The organism is Flavobacterium frigoris PS1, from assembly GCF_000252125.1.
In the GTDB taxonomy this organism is placed as follows: Bacteria; Bacteroidota; Bacteroidia; order Flavobacteriales; family Flavobacteriaceae; genus Flavobacterium; species Flavobacterium frigoris_A.
Genome location: NZ_AHKF01000010.1, coordinates 268,079 through 288,109 on the forward strand (window position 1 = coordinate 268,079; position 20,031 = coordinate 288,109).

The window sequence follows — 20,031 nt, forward strand, 5'->3', positions numbered from 1 at the left end:
GGCTGGGAGCTTTAATTCATATATCTACATTTTTAAATCTTTAATTACTTTAAAAGCAACATCTACCTGATCTTCGCTTACCAAAATAGTAAATTCATTTGAAGTTGAAATCACTTCATTAATAATAATCCCTTCCCAAGCTAAACGTTGAAAAATGAAATAGTAAATACCAGGAATAACAATATTTTCTTTAGGTAGCTTAACAGTGATTGACGCTAAGTCATCCAGTTTTTGGATTAATTTTTCATTGCTAAGATGCTTATCAACCAATTGATTTACACTTTTGCTTACTACAATATTGATTTCATTTACACCTCTGGATGATGTATAAAAAACATCTGGTAATGCATTGATGTCTGATATTAATTCAGCTTGTTTGTTTAAAACAGTATCTGAAACCGCAAAAGTATAATCAGTCAAGGCAGACCGAACAGTGATTTCGCCTATGTTTTTTATTACTTTATTTATTTTGTGGTTTAATCTAAAATCAAGCTCTTCAGTTAGCCTTTTCAATGCCATTACAACCGCACCTTGTTTCACTTCTTTGCCAAACTCACTTTCCAATTCGGACATGATGTTTCTTGATAGTGAAGTCAAGTTGATAATCCCAAGTGATAATGCGTTTAATAAAAATGGCTTTGTTTTGATGTAATTTTCTACAATTGAAGAGACAGTTTTCATGATTTTGATGTGTTTGTGTTTGGTAAGAACAGCAAGGTTGTTTAGTTTGTGTGTTAAAAGTCTCTGCAAATATAAATAAAAAACAATTTGTTACAAATATAACATCAAAAAATATACTTAAAAATGATAAAATGCATCTATAAGGTGCTCAATGGCAAAAGATTTGCCTTCTTTATGGATGGCTATTATGTCAAAACGGACATTGATGTCCAAATCTTTTTCGATTACATATGCATCTACCGCCTTTACCAGAAGTTGAATTTTTTTAGGTTTCACAAAATCCTGGGGTAAACCAAAATCTAAAGAAGAGCGAGTTTTGACTTCGACAATGGCAAGTATGTTTTCTTTCTTTGCAATAATATCTATTTCCGCTTTTTGAAAAGTCCAGTTGGTTTCTAAAATAGCATAGCCATTTTTCTGTAGATATTCTACAGCCAACTCTTCTCCCAGTTTTCCTAAATCATTATGTTCGGCCATGAAAATTGTGTTCAGCGTTTAGCCGCAGTAAGTATAGATCTGCGTTCAGAAATTGGTATTCATTACTCAAAATCGGTAATCAATTTTATTATTCAAAAACAACACTTGAACTATTTTCAGCTACATTTAGAGTTACTTTACTACCTAGTATCAAGGCTCTGTTGTCACGAATATGTCCCGCGGGGAAACTATATAGGACTGGGATATTATATGTTTTAGTCACATCTTCTATGATTTGAACAGCGTTTTTTCCCCAAGGAATATCATTATCTTTCATGTCAGACATTGAGCCCACTATAATTCCTTTTATGCTCTCTAGACAGCCGTTGCGTTTCAAATTTATCATCATACGATCGATATGATACAGATATTCATCTAGATCTTCTATAAACAAGATTTTATCTGTACAGTCAATAGCTGATTGAGATCCCAACAAACTATAAAGAATGGATAAGTTTCCACCTACTAATTCGCCCGTTGCAGTTCCCATTCGATTCATTGGATCAGGAGCGATTTGATAAGACAATTGGTTTCCAAATAATGCAATTTTTAAACTTTCAACTGCCTCTTTGGAGGCGCGCGCTGTCGTGACAGGCATGATTCCATGGATGGATTTATAACCCAAAGTATTCAAATGATTGTGCAGCACAGTAACGTCACTAAATCCAATAATCCATTTTGGACTTTGTTTAAATTTGGTAAAATCTAATAAGTCAACCATTCTTACTGTACCATAACCCCCTTTTACGCACCAAATTCCTTTGATGTTAGGATTGTCTAATTGCTTCTGAAAATCAGCGGCTCTTTGCTCATCAGTTCCCGCAAGTTGGTTTTCATCTAAACCGATGGTATTCCCAATAACGACTTCCAGTCCCCAACTGTGTAATAAATCAATTGCTGGTTTAAGATTGTCGTCAAGGTTTTTTCGGGCTGTAGCCAAAATGGCGATGGTGTCTCCTTTTTGTAAAATGGGTGGTGTTGTCATTAGTGTGCTAGCTTGGCTGTTGTAGGATTGTAAAATAAAAAGTAAAAACAGGAATTTATATAAACCAAACGTACTGTTTATAAACGAAGATCGAGTAGTGTGCATATTTTTGTTTTCCTTATTTATTAATATCAGTGTAGTCTAAAAGAATAGACATAAACAAAGATAAGCAAATTGAAAATAAATCGGAGTTTGTTATTCAAATGAAGTATTTTTACTAGGAGTTAACATAAGTTTTGTGGTATTTCCTGTTGAAAGCTATTTTTAATATGTCAGATATGAGAGTTTTGCGATTGTTTTTCTTGTTCATCTTACTGTTTTCAATAACTAAGACTTTTGCTCAGCAGAAAAATTACGCTATACATACAATGGCATTTTATAATTTTGAAAATCTTTTCGATACTATCAATGATCCCAATACGAATGATGATGAGTGGACGCCAAAAGGGGCCCAGCGTTGGACATCTAAAAAGTACCAGCAAAAGTTGCTAAATCTTTCCAGGGTTTTGCTCGAAATTGGTTCTTCTGAAAATACAAATTCACCCACTTTTATAGGCTGTTCTGAAATTGAAAACAGAGGCGTGTTAGAAGATTTGATTAAAGAACCTAAACTTATCAATAAGGAATATGGAATCATTCATTTTGATTCGCCTGATAAGCGGGGTATTGATGTAGCCTTGTTGTATCAAAAGAAATATTTCCGTCCTACCACCTATACTAATATTCCTTTAATTGTATATCGGAAGGAGGCGGCGAGTAAAGGACTGATAAAAGCAGAGGCCAGTGATAGAACCGATGACAGCTTGGTTGTGAGTGACCAAAACAATCGTGTATTTACTAGAGACCAGCTTCTGGTTACTGGATTTCTGGACGGTGAGGAAATCAATATCATTGTCAATCACTGGCCTTCTCGTTCTGGTGGCGAGAAAAAATCTAGCCCATTTAGAGAAGCGGCAGGAGCATTAAACCGAAAGATAATTGATTCACTTCAACAAGTCAATCCTGATGCAAAAGTGATTACATTAGGAGATTTAAATGATGGTCCTTTTAACAAAAGCGTGAAGCTAGCTTTAGGCGCCAAGGCCAATAAGGTAGATGTTCTCCCTTTAGGAGTATTCAATCCATTTGAAGACATGGCTAAAAAAGGATTGGGAACCATTGCTTACCGAGATTCATGGGATATTTTTGACCAAATCATGGTATCTCAATCTTTAATTCAAAATGACTTCAGTTCTTTTCGATACTGGAAAGCGGGGATTTACAATAAATCTTTTTTGATACAAACAAGCGGCCAATATAAAGGTTATCCGAAACGGCATTCCGCAACCGAAGTTGGTTTTAGTGACCACTTTCCTGTTTATATCTATCTCATTAAAGAGATGAAGTAGAAATTAAGTCAAGGACAGAAGTAGAGAAAATCGAAAGCCTCGGGAATAATTTATGAATTTATAAAATTTAAGCCATCCGACTTTTTAGTAACTTAGCAACTCATAAATTTAACACACAATCAAGATGTCCATAGCAAAACCGTTTAACCTAAATAAATGGATTGATGAAAACCGTCATTTATTAAAACCGCCAGTTGGTAATCGTAATTTATATAGAGAATCAGGAGATTACATTGTCATGATTGTTGCGGGACCTAATGCCCGTAAGGATTATCATTACAATGAAACCGAAGAGCTATTCTATCAACTAGAAGGTTCCATAAAAGTATTCATTCAAGAGGATGGGGAGCGCAAAGAAATGGAGCTCCATGCGGGTGATATGTACTTGCACCCTGCTAACGTTCCGCATTCGCCGGTACGGTCAGAAGGCTCAATAGGTTTAGTAATTGAACGCAAAAGAGTAGGGAAGGGATTCACTGACGGACTGCAATGGTATTGCGACAATTGCAATCATAAATTGCATGAAGTACGTTTTGAACTTCATAATATCGAGAAAGATTTCTTACCCCATTTTGAACATTTTTATGCTTCAGAAGAATTAAGAACTTGTGATAAATGCGGTACAGTTATGGAAGTTGATCCACGATTTGTTGCTAAAAAATAGTTTTTTTAGGAGCTATTTCCCGTCATCCGCTGTATTCCCGATTTAGAAAAACTACGGCTTGAAAAAAGCCTTGTTTTTCTAAATCGGGAGATGCCGCTTCTACCTGGGCTAGGGTTTAGTTATAACGATTAGAACCAGTATATAAATTGAAGGTTTAGCGGTTAAGAAGCATAAATCTTTACGCTATAGTAAAGTGGAAAAGAGAGAAAGTAAGTAACCAGTTTTACTTGCACAAAACTATGTGTTGCTTTTTAAAAAGTGTAACGCTTTTTTGTTCAAATACTATCTATGTCTCTATGTGGTAAAAAACATTAAATCTAAGGTAGTGATTACAGTTCAAATCGTTTACCCTGTTCAGGAAAAATAAACTGCACTTCTAAATCATTTTGCTTTTTTAACTGCGCTTTAATTTTAGCAAAATTCTCAGTTGGTGGCTTCATATGGGTAATGATAATTTTAAAACCTTTCAAAGCATCTTTTCCTGTAAGTTCACTTAAGGAATGAAGCTCGTTCATGAGATATTTTGGAGTTAAATGCCCAAATAATTGCGAGTCGGCCTGTTCGTTATGAAATGAAACCTCAATAAAAATTCCTTTTAATTGTTTGCTTTTAATTAAAGGAGCTATTTCCGTCCATAGCAAACTCAACTTATTACTTTTCTCAATTTGATCCGCACCGGTATCGCCTAAATACAAAGCGTAGGTATTCTCATTTTTAATTAAAAAAGCGGTGCTTTCAAAAGGGTTGACATGACTTAGCGGAAACGCTTTTACAGTCATTGTAGTATTTGCAATTGGAGTTTGTTCTTCGGGCTGTAATGTTTGAAAATGGTATTTTTTTATTAGGTATCCATTTCCTTCATCTCCAAAATTAGCCCAAGTGTCCCCATTAAAATAATGTTTTTGTATCATTTCCATACAGCTATGGGTGGCGTATATAGTTTTTGATGAATCGGCAGGCGAATTGATAATCAAACCCGCAACATGATCTAAATGGGCATGGGATATTAAATAGCCTTTGATATATTTTTTTAAAACGGCTTCAGATGAAATTTTGAAAACGTTGTTCTCAATCGCTTTTTCAATTCCAGCATGTATTGTCCCTGCATCAAGACAAATAAAATCAGTAGTGTTTAAAGGTGCTAATAAATAGGCCGAAAGATTTTTTTCATCAATTCCGCCTTTTACTCCTAAAGGGACAATCTGAAAAGATGGTTTTTGTACCTTTTGAGCAATGCCGTTCATCGATATTAGAATCAAACAAATCCAAAATTTTTTAAAAAGTATCATGATTTATAGTGTGTAATTAGGAATTAATTTTCAGTCCATAAAATTAGGTTCTTCTTTTGAAATTGAAGCTTTTTTTGCTAAATCAATTTTAACTGCTCAAATTGGCCTAATTTTACTTAGATTTTAACAATTTAATTCGAGATAAATTCAACTCGAAATAATATCTTTACGGAATAATATAACAATTTTAACTAAAAAAGTTACAATGACAACAATAGCAAATCAATTCGGAATGAAAGAAGCTTTGGCACAATTGGGCATAAAGGACATAAATGAAGGTACTTCAACAGGTTTAAATCATTTTTCAAATGGAGAAATCCTGGAAAGTTATTCTCCTGTCGACGGACAATTGATAGCAAAAGTGAAAATGTCAACTGCTGCTGATTACGAAAAGGTAATGCAAACAGCAACAGAAGCTTTCAAAACATTCAAAACGATGCCAGCGCCACAACGTGGTGAAATTGTGCGTCAGTTTGGAGAGAAATTACGTAAAAACAAAGAAGCTTTAGGAAAATTGGTTTCTTATGAAATGGGGAAATCATTACAAGAAGGATATGGCGAAGTTCAGGAAATGATTGACATCTGTGATTTTGCAGTGGGACTTTCTCGCCAATTGCACGGATTAACGATGCATTCTGAACGTCCAGGACATAGAATGTACGAACAATACCACCCAATGGGAACTGTTGGGATTATTTCAGCTTTCAATTTTCCAGTAGCGGTTTGGGCTTGGAATACAGCTTTAGCTTGGATTTGTGGTGATGTTTGCGTTTGGAAACCATCAGAAAAAACACCTTTATGTGGAATTGCCTGTCAGAACATTATTGCTGAGGTAATAAAAGAAAACAACCTTCCAGAAGGAATTTCTTGTTTAATTAACGGAGATTATAAAGTGGGAGAAATGATGACTAGCGACAAACGTATTCCTTTAATTTCTGCAACGGGTTCTACTCGCATGGGAAAAATTGTGGCGCAAACCGTTGCTGGCCGTTTAGGTAAGTCATTATTAGAACTAGGTGGAAACAATGCAATCATTGTGACGCCAGATGCTGATATAAAAATGACGGTTATTGGTTCAGTTTTTGGAGCGGTAGGAACAGCGGGACAACGTTGTACTTCAACTCGTCGTTTAATTATTCACGAAAGTATTTATGATAAAGTAAAAGAGGCGATCGTTTCAGCCTATAAACAATTACGCATAGGAAATCCATTGGATGAAAATAACCATGTTGGTCCGCTTATCGACAAGCACGCAGTGGAGATGTACAGCAAAGCTTTAGAAAAAGTAGTTGCCGAAGGAGGAAAAATCCTTGTTGAAGGTGGTGTTCTTTCTGGTGAAGGGTATGAAAGTGGTTGTTATGTTAAACCAGCAATTGCTGAAGCAGATAATTCATTTGAAATCGTGCAACATGAAACTTTTGCACCGGTATTGTATTTATTGAAATATTCAGGTACGGTAGAAGATGCTATCGCAATCCAAAACGGAGTGGCGCAAGGGTTGTCTTCTGCAATCATGACTAATAATTTGCGTGAAGCAGAATTGTTCTTGTCAGTTGTTGGCTCAGATTGTGGGATAGCCAATGTAAACATCGGTACATCTGGTGCTGAAATTGGTGGTGCATTTGGAGGAGAAAAAGAAACAGGTGGTGGACGTGAGTCTGGATCTGATGCTTGGAAAGTGTATATGAGAAGACAAACTAATACAATTAATTACACAACAAGTTTACCTTTGTCACAAGGGATAAAATTTGATTTGTAAGTTTTAGATTAAAATAAATTTTATAAAAAACGCTTTGTCTTATTTAGATAAAGCGTTTTTTTATAAATTAGACAAAAAAAGAATAATGACCAATTTAGAAGGAACATTTACAGATATTTCAGGTTGGCATAAAAATGTTCATTATAGCACTGGTGGTACGCGAAGTAAATATATTGCTTTGCATCCTGATACAAATGAAGAATATTTTTTTAAAGGATCGAAGGAGACACCTTTAAGAGAAATTCGTTATCCAACTGAATTTTGGTCTGAAATTGTTTCTTCTAAAATCGGGCAATTTTTAGGTTTTCCAATGTTAGATTATAATATTGCTTATGATAGTAAACACAAACAAAAAATAGGTTGTTTGTCCAAATCGATGGTTTTTGGTGCTAAAAATAAATTGACCGAAGGGAAAACTTATTTGACAGGATTTAACGCCCAATATAATCCGGATATAGATAAAAAGGACTATACCTTTCAATTTATTTGTAATGCTTTAAAAAGTTTTTCTTTAGATGAATATATCAAAAACATTATAGAAATTATAGTTTTCGATAGTATCATTGGAAATTCAGATAGACACCAAGAGAATTGGGGTATAATAACAAAACATAAAATAATACATCAAGTAAAACCTGAAAAAGAGATTGTTTCTAAAGTAGAAGAGCGAAGTTTCTACAGAAAAATAAGAAGATTAACTAGAAAGTTTTTCACTGACGAAAACATCAAATCTGAAAGTATAATAGACAACCAAAATTCTACAGTAAAATTTGAAATTAAGCATCAAATAGCCCCAATTTATGATAGTGGTTGTTGTCTAGGGAGAGAGCATTTAGATGATAGAATTGTAAAAATGCTAGGTGATTCACAGATGATAGAAGCTTATGTAAGAAAAGGTAAATCAGAGATTCACTGGGAGGGGAACGACAAAAAAAGGAGTCATTTTGAACTTATAGAATTATTGTTGGGTCAATATCCAATTGAAACGATAAGGGTCGTAAATAGAGTTAAGGAGAAATACAACTCCGATGTAATAAAGCAGATAATTGATAATATTGACATCAATATTCCAAATGATTTAATTAAATTTAAATTATCGGTAACAAGAAAACAATTGATGTTAAAATTGGTAACTTTGCGCATTCAAACATTAATCCAATATTTATGAAAGCAATAGGACACATACACCTTATCTGGAGAGCAGGTAAAGGCAGTAGAAGAATTTCTGTTGGCACTATAAAAAAAAGTGCCTCAGAAGGAATCCGCTTTCAATATAATCAAGAAGGTGTTGAACAAGCCAAGAAGTTAGGATTTGTACATTATGAAGGTTTTCCGGATACAGATAAAATTTATAATGAAAATGTTATTGAAATTTTTGGTCAACGATTAATGCGTAGTGAAAGACCAGATTTGCAAGATTTTTATGATTTTTGGAATATTGATTTAAGTAAAAAAGAAGATAAATATTATATGTTGGCTTTTACTCAAGGGCTCTTACCAACAGATAATTTTGAGTTTTTGGCTCATTTTAATCCTGTGAAAAATTTATCTTTTGTTACTGAGATAACCAATTTATTAAAAAGTCAAATACCTTCAGACAAGGTTGCCGATGGAGATGTTTTAAGATATGAATTAGAGCCAAATAATCAATATGATAATAATGCTGTAAAAGTATTCAAAGAAGATTTATATCTTGGACATATTAAACTAATTCACTGTAGTGTATTCCACAAAACAAATAAGCAGTTTAATTTAACCGTTCAAGGAACTGAAAAAAATGGCGTTTTAAAACGAATTTTCGTTAAAGCGAGTCTTTAATTTATATTCGAAGATTAATTACACAACAAGTTTACCTTTGTCACAAGGGATAAAATTTGATTTGTAAATAGTAATCATAATAACTAAAAAAGGCAATTTGAGTTTTCAAATTGCCTTTTTTAGTTTAGATTCTTTTGTAATCTTCAAAAGAATCGTTCTGCTTTTTTGATTTTAATTTGATCTATAAATTAAAAGAAGCGCCAATGTTTAATGTAAACTGGTTGTTTAAGTTGTGACCAAAATCAGTACTGTTTTTGTCATATTTGGCAATAGGAACTCCAGCTTCTCCAAACAATCCAAAACCGTCAGTAAAGAAATAGCGGAAACCCAAATGGGCACCAAAATTTTTCAATCCTAAGTCTAATCCAGGATAGATATCCATGTTAGGCTCAAGTTGCATTACATTTCCTAGGTTGGCATTAAATCTGGCTTTTAGATCAACACGATCTCCAAAAGAAGGGTTTTCGTCAGTCAAAGGGTTTGTACGTACTGATAATAAATAATTAGCAGTAAGTCCCAATGACATGTTTTCTCCAATCCCAAAATCAGATGATACAAAAACACCGGTTCCACCGTCTTGTAAATTAAGACCAACTTGTCCCTTGACATCACCATTTCCTTTGAAGGCTTGAGCGCTAATTAGACCAAAAGACAATAGTAACGATAATGTAATAATTTTTCTCATAATTTAGGGGGCTATAAATTGAGTGGCAAAATTAGTTAATAAATACTAATTCCTCCCTTTTTCGTCAAAATACAGTACATTCAAAGGCTCGCTTTGCCAGAATTCTTTAGTGTTGATATCCATAATGGTCAAAGGTCCTTTGAAAGCGGCTCCTGTATCTACATTCCAGATGCAAGCCATTTGCAAGGGCTCTGTTTTTCCAATTCTAGTAACAGGAGTGTGGCCAATATAAATTTCATCATATAATGTCAAGCGTTTTGGATATAATAAATCATTGGGTTTGATGCTTCGGTCTAACGAAAGTGCAGTTTCCCATAAAGTTCTATCCCAATAAAATAACTTTGGGTAGAATTCGTAAGCTACGCCATTCATATTTGTAAACCCGGCATGAACAAAAAGACGGTTCTTGTCGTCAAGATGATAATCTTGCAGGGAATCCAAAAAATCAATATGTAGCTGCTTCCTTGTAGAGTCTACGTTACCATATGCCATAACTGTCGCTTCTCCGCCGTGTTTGTACCACAATGGGTTGTCCTTGCTGTCTTTAAGCCAATGTAGCAGCAGTTCGTCATGATTTCCACGAATAAAAATGCAGTTGTTCGTGCTGTTCAATTCGATTAAGAAATCGATAACTTGTGGCGATTGGCTCCAGCCATCTACATAATCTCCCAAAAAAATTAAGCTGTCGTGTGGAGTTACCTTGGCTCTTTCCATAATTTGGTGAAGTGCACGCAAGCCACCGTGTATATCACCTATAACTAATGTTCTCATTTGATGTGTTCTCAGAAGGGTTTTCTAAAACAGCCTGAAAGCTGCTTTGTTTTAATTGATAAAAATAGGCAAAAGAGTTAGTACATAAGAATTTTAAATGCTTTTTTTCGATGTAAAAGGGCGTAAAGCAGGTCGATTTGAATTGTAATTACTGATTAGCGGTCAAAAAACAGGTTTGATTCCAATTGCCAGAATTGTTCATTTTATAAAAGTAACTAAATTAGCTTAAATCACAAAATATAAGGGTAGAAACCACTGTTCCAGCGGCACCTAAATATACCCAGATTTAGTGATTGATTAGATTAAAAATTAAGGTTAACTTTATAAAAAATTAAAACGCCAGAAAATGAATGCAATTATCGCTTTTTCCCTTTTAATTATCCAAATGTTATGCAGTTTTGTTAATGAAATCTTATTTGGCTAAAAAGAACAGTTCAGATGTAAAGATTACACAATGCCTATTGTAGGTCTAAATAGGAGATTGGCTTAATCGCTTCACTGCTTAATTAGATCCTTTGTTTTAATGGTATAGAAAATGTAGCTCATTAAAATAGTCATCATCATTTTCTAAAATTGTGTTAGCCACTTATTGGCAGTCTACTGTATGTCGTACTTCATCTTTCTCAAAATTCGCATAGCCTCCTTAAAGGATAAATATACTTGCGGATAGAGTTTTAATAGTGGCTTGGCTTCAATCAGCTTTTCTTTGGCATCATCAAAACCGTTGAGGTAACAAATCATGAAAGTCGAAGGTAAATTCCCTAAATCTTTATGTTCCCGCTCTGCCAATACCTGTCCTTTCTTTAATTTTTTTAATAAAGCGAGATTTGAGTTGTAAATGTGGTAAAGCATTTTACGATTGAATTCTGGCGGCTGAAAAAGCATTTCACTTTCAATCTTATAGTAACCATTCTCATAAAAATAAATGGTTTGTTTTTCCAATGGATAATAACTGGTTTTGTCATTCAAACCTAAGGGGACAAATTCCATAATCGTAAAAGAATGCTCGTCATAGGTTATCGTGACAACGTCTTGTGCCGAATAGAATAGCTTTACTTGTTCATTGATAAGCTCAATGTCAACACGGGATAAAAAGATTTTACCACGGACCCTTTTAGGAATCCCAGCCCAACAGATAATAAATAATTCCTTGAATACTTTGTATTGTGGTGCCATGTCCCTGTGGCGAAAGTTCATGAAATCAAAAACCCCGTCTAGAGTGTATTCAATATTGTTTCTGGAACCGTTTTCAATACCTATTACCGTTTCGGCATTTTGATAGTTTCTTTCAATTTTACCTACTATTGGTGTCGTGTTGCTTCCTACTCTTATGAATACACTGCCAGTAGGTATGGTGTGAATTCCCTTTTTGAAAAAAGAACTATTTTTTTTTGGTTTTACAGTTACAAGTCCCACTACCTTGTCCTTCGGCAAATTCGGAAATGGGACATTCTCGTACTGGATTTTTGGTGGATTTTCGAGATAGGCATTTACTAAGTTCTGGATGTGACTGTCGTCGAAAAAATCATCGCCTACAATTTCGTTATCCTGATCCTCAACCCCCACAACAATATAGGAATTATTTGTGGGATTAGAATTAGATAGTGCGCAAATGTGTTTCAAAAATTTTGCTTTTCCTTCCCGAGTGTGTAAGTTCAACTGACGTTTTTTATCATAAAAACTACACTCATCATTGTAGGCGAGCAGGTTTTTGATTAAAAGGCGCTTGTTGATCATTTGGTAAATACGGAGGTTGAAAAATAGTTAAAAGTCGAGTTAACGAGCTAAAGTAAAATTTATTCCCTAAATTTATGTATTGATTTTACGTTGTTAATATACTAATTTTTAATAATTTAAAGATATGAAAAGGATAAAATTTTGCCTCAAAGGCTTTTTTGCAATAACCTTAATGGGTTTATTTTTTTTGGGATGTGATAGTAATAACGATACACCAGAAAATTCAAGGCTTACTGTTCGAATGGCAGATGCGCCAGGGAATTATGATGCTGTATTTGTGGAATTGGTTGATGTAATGATTAAAAACGCTGATGATGCTGATGGTAGCAAAGGATGGGTAAGTATAGGGAATGTAACTCCAGGAATACACGATTTGTTGAAGTTAACCGGAGGAGTAAATGTGGTATTGGCAGATAATACAGTTCCTTCTGGATATTTGGGACAAATCAGGTTGCTTTTGGGGGACAAAAACACAGTGGTTAAAAACGGAGTGAGATACGATCTGAAAACTCCAAGTGCCCAACAGTCTGGATTAAAATTAAAAATTAACCAAACCTTGGTTGCGGGTGCGACCTATGAGTTTATGTTAGATTTTGACGTGAAGAGTTCTGTAGTTGTTCAGGCGGGGAATTCAGGAAATTATAACCTTCATCCGGTGATCAGAGTGTCAACGACGGCAACATCAGGAGTGATAAAAGGGACTGTTAGTCCAATTCCTACTGATGCAAAAGCACTGGGAGCTTCCGTTAAAGTGGGTGACGTTACAATTTCAGCATTTGCAAATGACTTGGGGATGTTTCAACTAAACGGAATTCCTGCAGGAACTTATGATGTAAAAATAACATATGAATTGGCAGCTGTAGAGCAAACTAAAATAGTTTATGGTGTAATTGTAATGGATGGTAAAGTCACTGATATGGGTAGTACCTCCTTGCCGTAACATGGAATAATAAATGTTTTAATAAAAAAGCAGCTGTATGACAGCTGCTTTTTAGTTTTTTTTTAATTTGATTGGGGTTTCGATATTTTTAGGCTTCGTTACCACGCTTACTAATTTGCTTTAAAATTAATTTTTATTCACAATTGTCGATGATGCTTGGGCTGTACTCATTACCACTAAATCGGCAATGTTAATATGATACGGTCTAGAAACTACAAAATGAATTATATCAGCAATATCCTCTGGTTGCAAGGGGTCAAAACCTTTATACACGTTTGATGCCCTTTCAGTATCTCCTTTGAAACGCACCTCGCTGAATTCGGTTTGCACCATTCCGGGATGAATAGCTCCGACCCTGATTCCAAAAGGGTTTAGGTCCATACGCATTCCTTGATTCAAGGCGTCAACGGCATGTTTTGTAGCACAATAAACATTTCCATTCGGATACACTTCTTTTGCTGCAGTGGAACCAATATTGATAATATGACCTGATTTTCTTGCAATCATCTGGGGAATTATTGCCTTAGAAACATATAAAAGTCCTTTTATATTGATATCAATCATCGCGTCCCAATCGTCTACATCTCCAGTTTGAATTGGGTCTAAACCATGCGCATTACCAGCGTTGTTAATCAGAATGTCGATTTTGGAAAAAGCTTCGGGTAGAGAATTGATTTGTTCTGAAACAGCTTTCTTGTCCCGAACATCAAACTGTAAAGTGTGAACTTTGGTCAATTTAGAAAGTGCAGTTTCAAGTTCAAGCAGTCGATCTTCCCGTCTTCCGCAAAGTATGATTTTGTACTTGTTTTGTGCTAATATTTCGGCTGTTGCTTTACCAATTCCGCTGGTAGCTCCAGTTATGAGGACTGTTTTATTCATGGTTTGTATTTTTGTTTCGTTCGTTTCTAATCATATAAACTAGGTTAATATGGACAACAACAGAAAATAATTAGAGATCTGCTATTACATATTGAAACCCAAAATCAGACCGTTATTTAAGGCACATCTTTTCCCATACTTTCTGACCAAATGGCAAACCAATCTTCTTTGTCAAGATCTAACTCGACCGCTTTCATCAGAGATTGTATACGTGCTACATTAACAGTTCCCGCAATAGGCATTACTTTTGCCGGATGTTTCAAAACCCACGAAAGCAAAATGGTATCTGAGCCTAAATGGTATTTGGAGACTAGTGTCGCAAGTAATTTTTTCAATCGATGCGTTTGTGGAATGTCTTTCCTGAATACGCAACCTAATGGATTCCAAGACATGGGACGAATTTCGTGCATTTGCATATAATCAAAGCTTCCATCGAGCATCGGTTCAAAATTGGTTGCTGAAAACTGGACCTGATTATAGCTGATTTCCGTTTTTTGACGAATCAGTTCCGTTTGTGAGGAAGTGAAATTCGAAAGTCCAAAATCGATTATTTTCCCCTCAGATTTTAGTTTTTCAACTGCTTCAGCAATTTCGTCAGCCTGCATTAACGGACTCGGTCTGTGCAGTAAAAATACGTCTAAATAATCAGTTTGCAGATTCTTTAACGATTGTTCAACCGACTTGATAATGTGCGGTTTGGAATAGTCATAATGCTTTACAGTATTGTCTCTGTTTTCTGACAACATCTTAATTCCACATTTAGATATTAATTGCATTTTTTCTCTTGCTATTTTGCTCGAGGAAAATGCTTTTCCAAAATCAGCTTCTGTGGTATATGAACCATAAATATCGGCATGATCAAAGGTCGTAATTTTGTTTTCAAGACAAACGTGGATCATGTTTTCCATTTCCTTTGAAGTGAGGTTTTTATCCCAAACTCCCCAATTCATAGTTCCTGCTATTATAGGTGATAAAGTTGTTTTATTCATGGTTTTTATTTTTTAGTAAAATCGGTAATTATGCGATTCCGAAGTATATTTTTCAAAGTTCTTAAAAATATAAAAATTGTATCATAATTCGACCTTAAAATTAGGGCATTTGCCGAAGTTTTAACCATTTTTTAACATCTTACCTCTAAAAAATAATTCAATTTGCACTCTCAAAAGTAAGGCATTAAATTCAAGGTTTTAAAAATATCAATATGGAAGAAAATACATCGACTTTAGACATAAGAGCAATCAATGAAAAAATAGAAAGAGAGAGCGCTTTTATCGACCTTCTGACTATGGAAATGAATAAAGTGATTGTGGGTCAAAAGCACATGATCGAACGATTGTTAATTGGACTTTTGGGTCAGGGACATATTTTATTAGAAGGTGTTCCGGGATTAGCAAAAACTCTGGCCATAAATACGCTGTCACAAGCGGTGCATGGATCGTTCAGCAGAATCCAGTTTACACCGGATTTATTACCTGCGGATGTTGTAGGAACCATGATATACAACATTAAACAAAATGAATTCTCTATTAAAAAGGGGCCTATTTTTGCCAATTTTGTATTAGCTGATGAGATTAACCGTGCGCCAGCCAAAGTGCAATCAGCATTATTAGAGGCGATGCAGGAAAAGCAAGTAACTATTGGTGATACTACTTTCAAGTTAGAGAGACCTTTCTTAGTTTTGGCTACTCAAAATCCAATTGAACAAGAAGGAACATACCAACTTCCGGAAGCGCAGGTCGATCGTTTTATGTTGAAAACAGTTATCGATTATCCTAAAATGGATGAAGAGCGCCTAGTTATTCGTCAAAATCTAAAAGGAAGCTATGAGAAAGTAAATCAAGTGGTTTCTGTTGAACAGATTTTACGTGCACAGGAAGCAGTTCGTGAAGTGTACATGGACGAAAAAATAGAAAAATACATTCTTGATATCGTGTTTGCTACTCGTTTTCCAGAGAAATATAAACTGGCTGATTTGAAACCATTAATCAGTTTTGGAGCATCGCCACGTGGAAGTATCAATTTAGCGAATGCAGCCAAATGTTATGCTTTCATAAAACGTCGTGGTTATGTTATTCCTGAGGATGTTCGTGCCGTTGTACATGATGTATTGCGTCACAGAATTGGGATTACTTACGAGGCGGAGGCTGAAAATATTACTTCTGTTGATATCATTAATAAAATCATCAACGAAGTAGAAGTGCCTTAAAGTTTGTTTAATGTTTAAAGTTTCAGGTTCTTGAATGTCAAGCTTGAAACGTTAAAATTTTAAACTTTAAACAAATTAAAGAATGGATACAAAAGAGCTTTTAAAGAAAGTACGTAAAATAGAAATTAAAACCAGAAGGTTGAGCGATCATATCTTTTCTGGGGAATACCATACTTCGTTTAAGGGGCGCGGAATGACGTTCAGCGAAGTGCGACAATATCAATATGGAGACGATATTCGTGCTATTGACTGGAACGTAACAGCGCGTTATAACGAAGCGCACGTTAAAGTTTTTGAAGAAGAGCGGGAATTGACGATGATGTTGATGGTTGATATTTCAGGCTCGGAGAGTTTTGGTTCTCAAAAACAATTCAAAAAAGATATTGTTACTGAAATTGCGGCGACGATGGCTTTTTCGGCAACCCAAAATAATGATAAAATTGGTTTGATATTATTTTCAGACCAAATTGAATTATATATTCCGCCTAAAAAAGGGCGATCACATGTGCTACGTATCATTCGGGAATTGATAGAGTTTGAACCTAAAAGCCTTAAAACTGATCTTGCTCAAGCATTGAAGTTTTTATCAAGCACCCAAAAGAAGAAAGCCATCGTATTTATGATTTCTGATTTCATGTGTGGAGATTATGAGCAAACCCTAAAAATAGCATCTAAGAAACACGACATTACAGGTATTCGAGTATTTGATATTCGCGAAGAAAAAATGCCAAATATTGGTATGGTTTCAATGCTAGATGCTGAAACGGGTGAAACGCAGTTAATTGACACCAGTTCGAAAACAGTACGTCTCAATTACGAGAAATATTACAGGGATAAAGTAAATTATTTCAAGGAAACTTTCAGCAAATCAGGTTCAGGAGTTGTTAATACTAGAGTTGATGAAAGCTATGTGACCAAATTGTTGGGGTATTTTAAATCGAGATAGAGATTTTTGATTAAGTATGAAACAGCCAAAACAAATCTGAAATAATTTATGTTTTTGATATCAAACGAATAATGAATTTGTAAGAAATCTAAAATCGTTAATCAAAAATCTAAAATTTCAAGAATTAAATATGAAAAAAAACATATACCTACTAATCTTGCTTCTTTCCACTGCAATTTTTGCTCAGCAAAAAAGGTTGGAAACAAGTATCGATACAACGAAAAATAAAATTGGTGCCGAGTTTAAGTTAACCATAAAAACTTCGGTGGATACCTTGTCTAAAGTTATTTTTCCAAACCTTAAAAATATTGGAGCCCTTGAGGTGATTCGGTCTTATCCAATTGACACGGTAAAAAAAGAGGACCGTTATGAATTAATCAAGGAATACGGACTGACTCAATTTGATTCTGGAAAGTATTCCATTCCAAGTATCAAGATTTTTATCAATAGTAAGCCGTACATGTCGGATTCTCTTTTGGTAGAAGTTGCAAATGTTCAAGTCGACACATTGAAACAAAAAATGTACGACATTAAGGATATTACGCCAGTAAAGAGTTCATTGGGCAACTGGTGGAAATACCTTTTGATAGTAGCTTTATTTCTGGGTATTGGTGTATTGGTATATTGGTTGGTGAAAAAACAACAAAAGAAAAAGATCGAGGAAGAGGTCTATAAAACTCCTATTGAAAAAGCGACCAGTCTACTGAATAGCTTAGAGAAGAAAGAGCTTTGGCAAAAAGGGGAGGTTAAAGAATATTATAGCGAGTTAACTGATATTGCTCGAAATTACATTGAGGAAGCGATAGAAATTCCTGCTATGGAAAGTACTACTTCAGAATTGATTTTGGGACTTAGAGCTGCTTCAGTCAGAAAAAAGATGACGGTTTCGAAGGAAACTATTGAAAATCTGGAACGAGTTTTGAAACAAGCCGATTTAGTAAAATTTGCGAAGTCAAAACCATTGGACTACGAAATAGCAGAGGATAAAAATAAAATACAAAAAGCAATTCTAACACTAGACAGTTCTATTCCTGTTGAGGTTGAAATTGAAGAAGATGCGATTCTGAATGAAGCACAAAAACAAAAACAGATTCAAATTCAATTAAAACAAAAGAGAAAAAGAAGAATTCTAATTGCAGCCGCTTCCGTTCTTTTCTTACTGTTGGCTACGACGAGTTATTTTATCGTGACCAAAGGCTTTACTTATGTTAAGGATACAGTCACTGGAAACTCAAGTAAAGAACTATTGGAACGAGAATGGATAAAAAGTACCTACGGGAATCCAGGGGTTGTTATAGAGACTCCTGAAGTACTGAGAAGGATAGACTTGACAAAATCATTGCCTAAAAACGGATTGGCACTTATTAAAGAAATGAATTCTTTCGCCATTGGCGGAGTTGCTGATGAGTTTTACCTGATGGTTTCTACTTATAAATACAAACAAGACTCGACAGCAGTTGATTTAAAAAAATCATTAGAGGTTACTTTGCAGACATTAGAATCTCAAGGAGCACAAAATATGATTGTGAAACAAGAAGATTTTGAGACTAAAGAGGGCGTAACCGGGATTAAAGGATACGGTACTTTTATGAGAGTGAATGATAAGTCGATAGGAAGCGAAAAATTATATTATGAGATCGTATTATTCAGCCAACAAGGGGGATTACAACAAATTATGATTTTCCATAAAGACGGTGATTCTTATGCAAATGAAATAGCTGACAGAGTGATGAGCTCAGTCGAATTAATACAACTAAGTAAATAATGACGAATATAACTTTTCTAAATCCTGAGTTTTTCTGGTTGTTTCTTTTGATTCCAATTGCCATTATCTGGTTGGTTTTTAAAAGGAATGAGCAATCAGTCGCTTTAAAAATCAGTTCAATTCAAGGGTTCAAGGGATCGACATCTTTATTGGCAAGGCTAAAGCCCTTTTTAAGCGTATTTCGATTATTGGCGTTAAGCTCTTTAATTGTGGCCATGGCAAGACCAAGAACGGTTGACATAAGCAACAAAACAAAAACGACAAAGGGAATTGATATTGTTATGGCAGTAGACGTTTCCGGGAGTATGTTGGCCAAGGATTTGAAACCAAATAGGATGGAAGCGCTAAAAAGAGTGGCGGCCGATTTTGTAGACGAAAGACCTAACGATAGAATAGGACTAGTGGTTTATGCCTCTGAAGCGTATACAAAAACACCGGTAACCAGCGATAAAGCTGTTATTCTTGAGGCTATTAAGAGCATAAAATACGATAATGTTTTACAAGATGGAACGGGAATAGGGATGGGATTAGCCACTGCCGTAAACAGATTGAAAGACAGTAAGGCCAAAAGTAAAGTGATTATTCTTTTGACGGATGGAGTTAATAATGCGGGTTTTATTGAGCCAGAAACGGCAGCAGATATTGCTAAACAATATGGAATAAAAGTATACACCATAGGGATAGGAACAAATGGTATGGCGGAATTCCCATATGCTGTTGCTCCAAACGGTCAGTTTTTGTTCCAAATGATGAAAGTGGAAATTGATGAAAGATTGATGAAAAGTATCGCCAAAAAAACTGACGGACGGTATTTTAGAGCAACAAGTAATAATAAGCTGGCTGAAATTTATGGTGAAATCAACAAATTAGAAACCACCGAAATCGAAGAGCTTAAGTTTTATGATTACGATGAGAAATATAGATCTTTTGTGTGGCTTGCAGGATTTTTATTGTTAGCTGAAATTGGTTTAAGAAATACAGTATACAAAAGCTTCATTTAGGTTGTTAAAGAATGGAGTAAAGAGAGTCATAAATGGCACT

19 protein-coding genes are annotated in these 20,031 nt (G+C 35.0%); 10 read left to right on the top strand and 9 right to left on the bottom strand.

Annotated elements, in window-relative coordinates; genetic code table 11:
• Positions 1–24: 24 nt before the first annotated feature.
• The 3 genes from HJ01_RS03580 to HJ01_RS03590 all read right to left on the bottom strand — a co-directional run bounded on the left by HJ01_RS03580 (position 25) and on the right by HJ01_RS03590 (position 2,143).
• Complete coding sequence (locus tag HJ01_RS03580) at positions 25–681, bottom strand: hypothetical protein (RefSeq protein ID WP_007136931.1); 657 nt, start codon at positions 679–681, stop codon at positions 25–27.
• Between the two features lie 117 nt (positions 682–798).
• Entirely contained in the window at positions 799–1,158 is a 360-nt protein-coding gene (locus tag HJ01_RS03585) for a YraN family protein (RefSeq protein WP_007136932.1), read from the bottom strand.
• 88 nt (positions 1,159–1,246) lie between these two features.
• Positions 1,247–2,143 (bottom strand): LD-carboxypeptidase, encoded by an 897-nt coding sequence (locus tag HJ01_RS03590; protein WP_040473653.1) that lies wholly within the window; start codon positions 2,141–2,143, stop codon positions 1,247–1,249.
• A 278-nt stretch (positions 2,144–2,421) separates the two neighbouring features.
• On the opposite strand from HJ01_RS03590, the gene HJ01_RS03595 reads away from it, so the two are divergent.
• Both HJ01_RS03595 and HJ01_RS03600 read left to right on the top strand, forming a co-directional pair.
• Entirely contained in the window at positions 2,422–3,531 is a 1,110-nt protein-coding gene (locus tag HJ01_RS03595; RefSeq protein ID WP_007136934.1) for a hypothetical protein, read from the top strand.
• 124 nt (positions 3,532–3,655) lie between these two features.
• Positions 3,656–4,195 (top strand): 3-hydroxyanthranilate 3,4-dioxygenase, encoded by a 540-nt coding sequence (locus tag HJ01_RS03600; RefSeq protein ID WP_007136935.1) that lies wholly within the window; start codon positions 3,656–3,658, stop codon positions 4,193–4,195.
• Between the two features lie 329 nt (positions 4,196–4,524).
• Here HJ01_RS03600 and HJ01_RS03605 read toward each other — a convergent pair whose 3' ends face one another.
• Positions 4,525–5,484, bottom strand: a complete 960-nt coding sequence (locus tag HJ01_RS03605; protein ID WP_040473654.1) for an MBL fold metallo-hydrolase — start codon at positions 5,482–5,484, stop codon at positions 4,525–4,527.
• Positions 5,485–5,689: 205 nt separating this feature from the next.
• On the opposite strand from HJ01_RS03605, the gene HJ01_RS03610 reads away from it, so the two are divergent.
• The 3 genes from HJ01_RS03610 to HJ01_RS03620 all read left to right on the top strand — a co-directional run bounded on the left by HJ01_RS03610 (position 5,690) and on the right by HJ01_RS03620 (position 9,061).
• Entirely contained in the window at positions 5,690–7,243 is a 1,554-nt protein-coding gene (locus tag HJ01_RS03610) for an aldehyde dehydrogenase family protein (RefSeq protein ID WP_007136937.1), read from the top strand.
• Between the two features lie 85 nt (positions 7,244–7,328).
• Positions 7,329–8,411, top strand: a complete 1,083-nt coding sequence (locus HJ01_RS03615) for a hypothetical protein (protein WP_040473655.1) — start codon at positions 7,329–7,331, stop codon at positions 8,409–8,411.
• Positions 8,408–9,061: an HIRAN domain-containing protein gene (locus tag HJ01_RS03620; protein WP_007136939.1), complete on the top strand. Its 654-nt coding sequence runs from the start codon at positions 8,408–8,410 to the stop codon at positions 9,059–9,061. The genes HJ01_RS03615 and HJ01_RS03620 overlap by 4 nt, the downstream gene beginning before the upstream one ends.
• A 181-nt stretch (positions 9,062–9,242) precedes the next feature.
• Here HJ01_RS03620 and HJ01_RS03625 read toward each other — a convergent pair whose 3' ends face one another.
• The 3 genes from HJ01_RS03625 to HJ01_RS03635 form a co-directional block, all read right to left on the bottom strand.
• Positions 9,243–9,746, bottom strand: coding sequence for a DUF6646 family protein (locus HJ01_RS03625; RefSeq protein ID WP_007136940.1), 504 nt, complete (start codon positions 9,744–9,746; stop codon positions 9,243–9,245).
• Positions 9,747–9,791: 45 nt separating this feature from the next.
• Positions 9,792–10,517, bottom strand: a complete 726-nt coding sequence (locus HJ01_RS03630; RefSeq protein WP_007136941.1) for a metallophosphoesterase — start codon at positions 10,515–10,517, stop codon at positions 9,792–9,794.
• A 597-nt stretch (positions 10,518–11,114) separates the two neighbouring features.
• Positions 11,115–12,254 carry an ATP-binding protein gene (locus tag HJ01_RS03635; RefSeq protein ID WP_007136942.1) on the bottom strand — a complete coding sequence of 380 codons (1,140 nt, stop codon included), beginning with the start codon at positions 12,252–12,254 and terminating at the stop codon, positions 11,115–11,117.
• A 124-nt stretch (positions 12,255–12,378) separates the two neighbouring features.
• On the opposite strand from HJ01_RS03635, the gene HJ01_RS03640 reads away from it, so the two are divergent.
• On the top strand, positions 12,379–13,194 hold the full coding sequence (locus HJ01_RS03640) for a DUF4382 domain-containing protein (protein ID WP_007136943.1): 816 nt from the start codon (positions 12,379–12,381) through the stop codon (positions 13,192–13,194).
• 126 nt (positions 13,195–13,320) lie between these two features.
• Here the strand turns inward: HJ01_RS03640 and HJ01_RS03645 are convergent, their stop codons facing one another.
• Together HJ01_RS03645 and HJ01_RS03650 are read right to left on the bottom strand one after the other, a co-directional pair.
• A complete protein-coding gene (locus HJ01_RS03645; RefSeq protein ID WP_007136944.1) occupies positions 13,321–14,073 on the bottom strand; it encodes an SDR family NAD(P)-dependent oxidoreductase in 753 nt (250 codons plus the stop codon).
• Between the two features lie 116 nt (positions 14,074–14,189).
• The gene (locus HJ01_RS03650) at positions 14,190–15,062 is read right to left on the bottom strand and encodes an aldo/keto reductase family oxidoreductase (protein ID WP_007136945.1); all 873 of its coding nucleotides are present in this window, start codon (positions 15,060–15,062) and stop codon (positions 14,190–14,192) included.
• Between the two features lie 212 nt (positions 15,063–15,274).
• On the opposite strand from HJ01_RS03650, the gene HJ01_RS03655 reads away from it, so the two are divergent.
• From HJ01_RS03655 to HJ01_RS03670, 4 genes are all read left to right on the top strand, one after another.
• On the top strand, positions 15,275–16,279 hold the full coding sequence (locus HJ01_RS03655) for an AAA family ATPase (protein WP_007136947.1): 1,005 nt from the start codon (positions 15,275–15,277) through the stop codon (positions 16,277–16,279).
• Positions 16,280–16,361: 82 nt separating this feature from the next.
• On the top strand, positions 16,362–17,225 hold the full coding sequence (locus tag HJ01_RS03660) for a DUF58 domain-containing protein (RefSeq protein WP_007136948.1): 864 nt from the start codon (positions 16,362–16,364) through the stop codon (positions 17,223–17,225).
• A 130-nt stretch (positions 17,226–17,355) separates the two neighbouring features.
• Complete coding sequence (locus tag HJ01_RS03665) at positions 17,356–18,990, top strand: hypothetical protein (protein ID WP_040473656.1); 1,635 nt, start codon at positions 17,356–17,358, stop codon at positions 18,988–18,990.
• Positions 18,990–19,991, top strand: coding sequence for a vWA domain-containing protein (locus HJ01_RS03670; protein WP_007136950.1), 1,002 nt, complete (start codon positions 18,990–18,992; stop codon positions 19,989–19,991). The genes HJ01_RS03665 and HJ01_RS03670 overlap by 1 nt, the downstream gene beginning before the upstream one ends.
• The last annotated feature ends 40 nt before the right edge of the window (positions 19,992–20,031 follow it).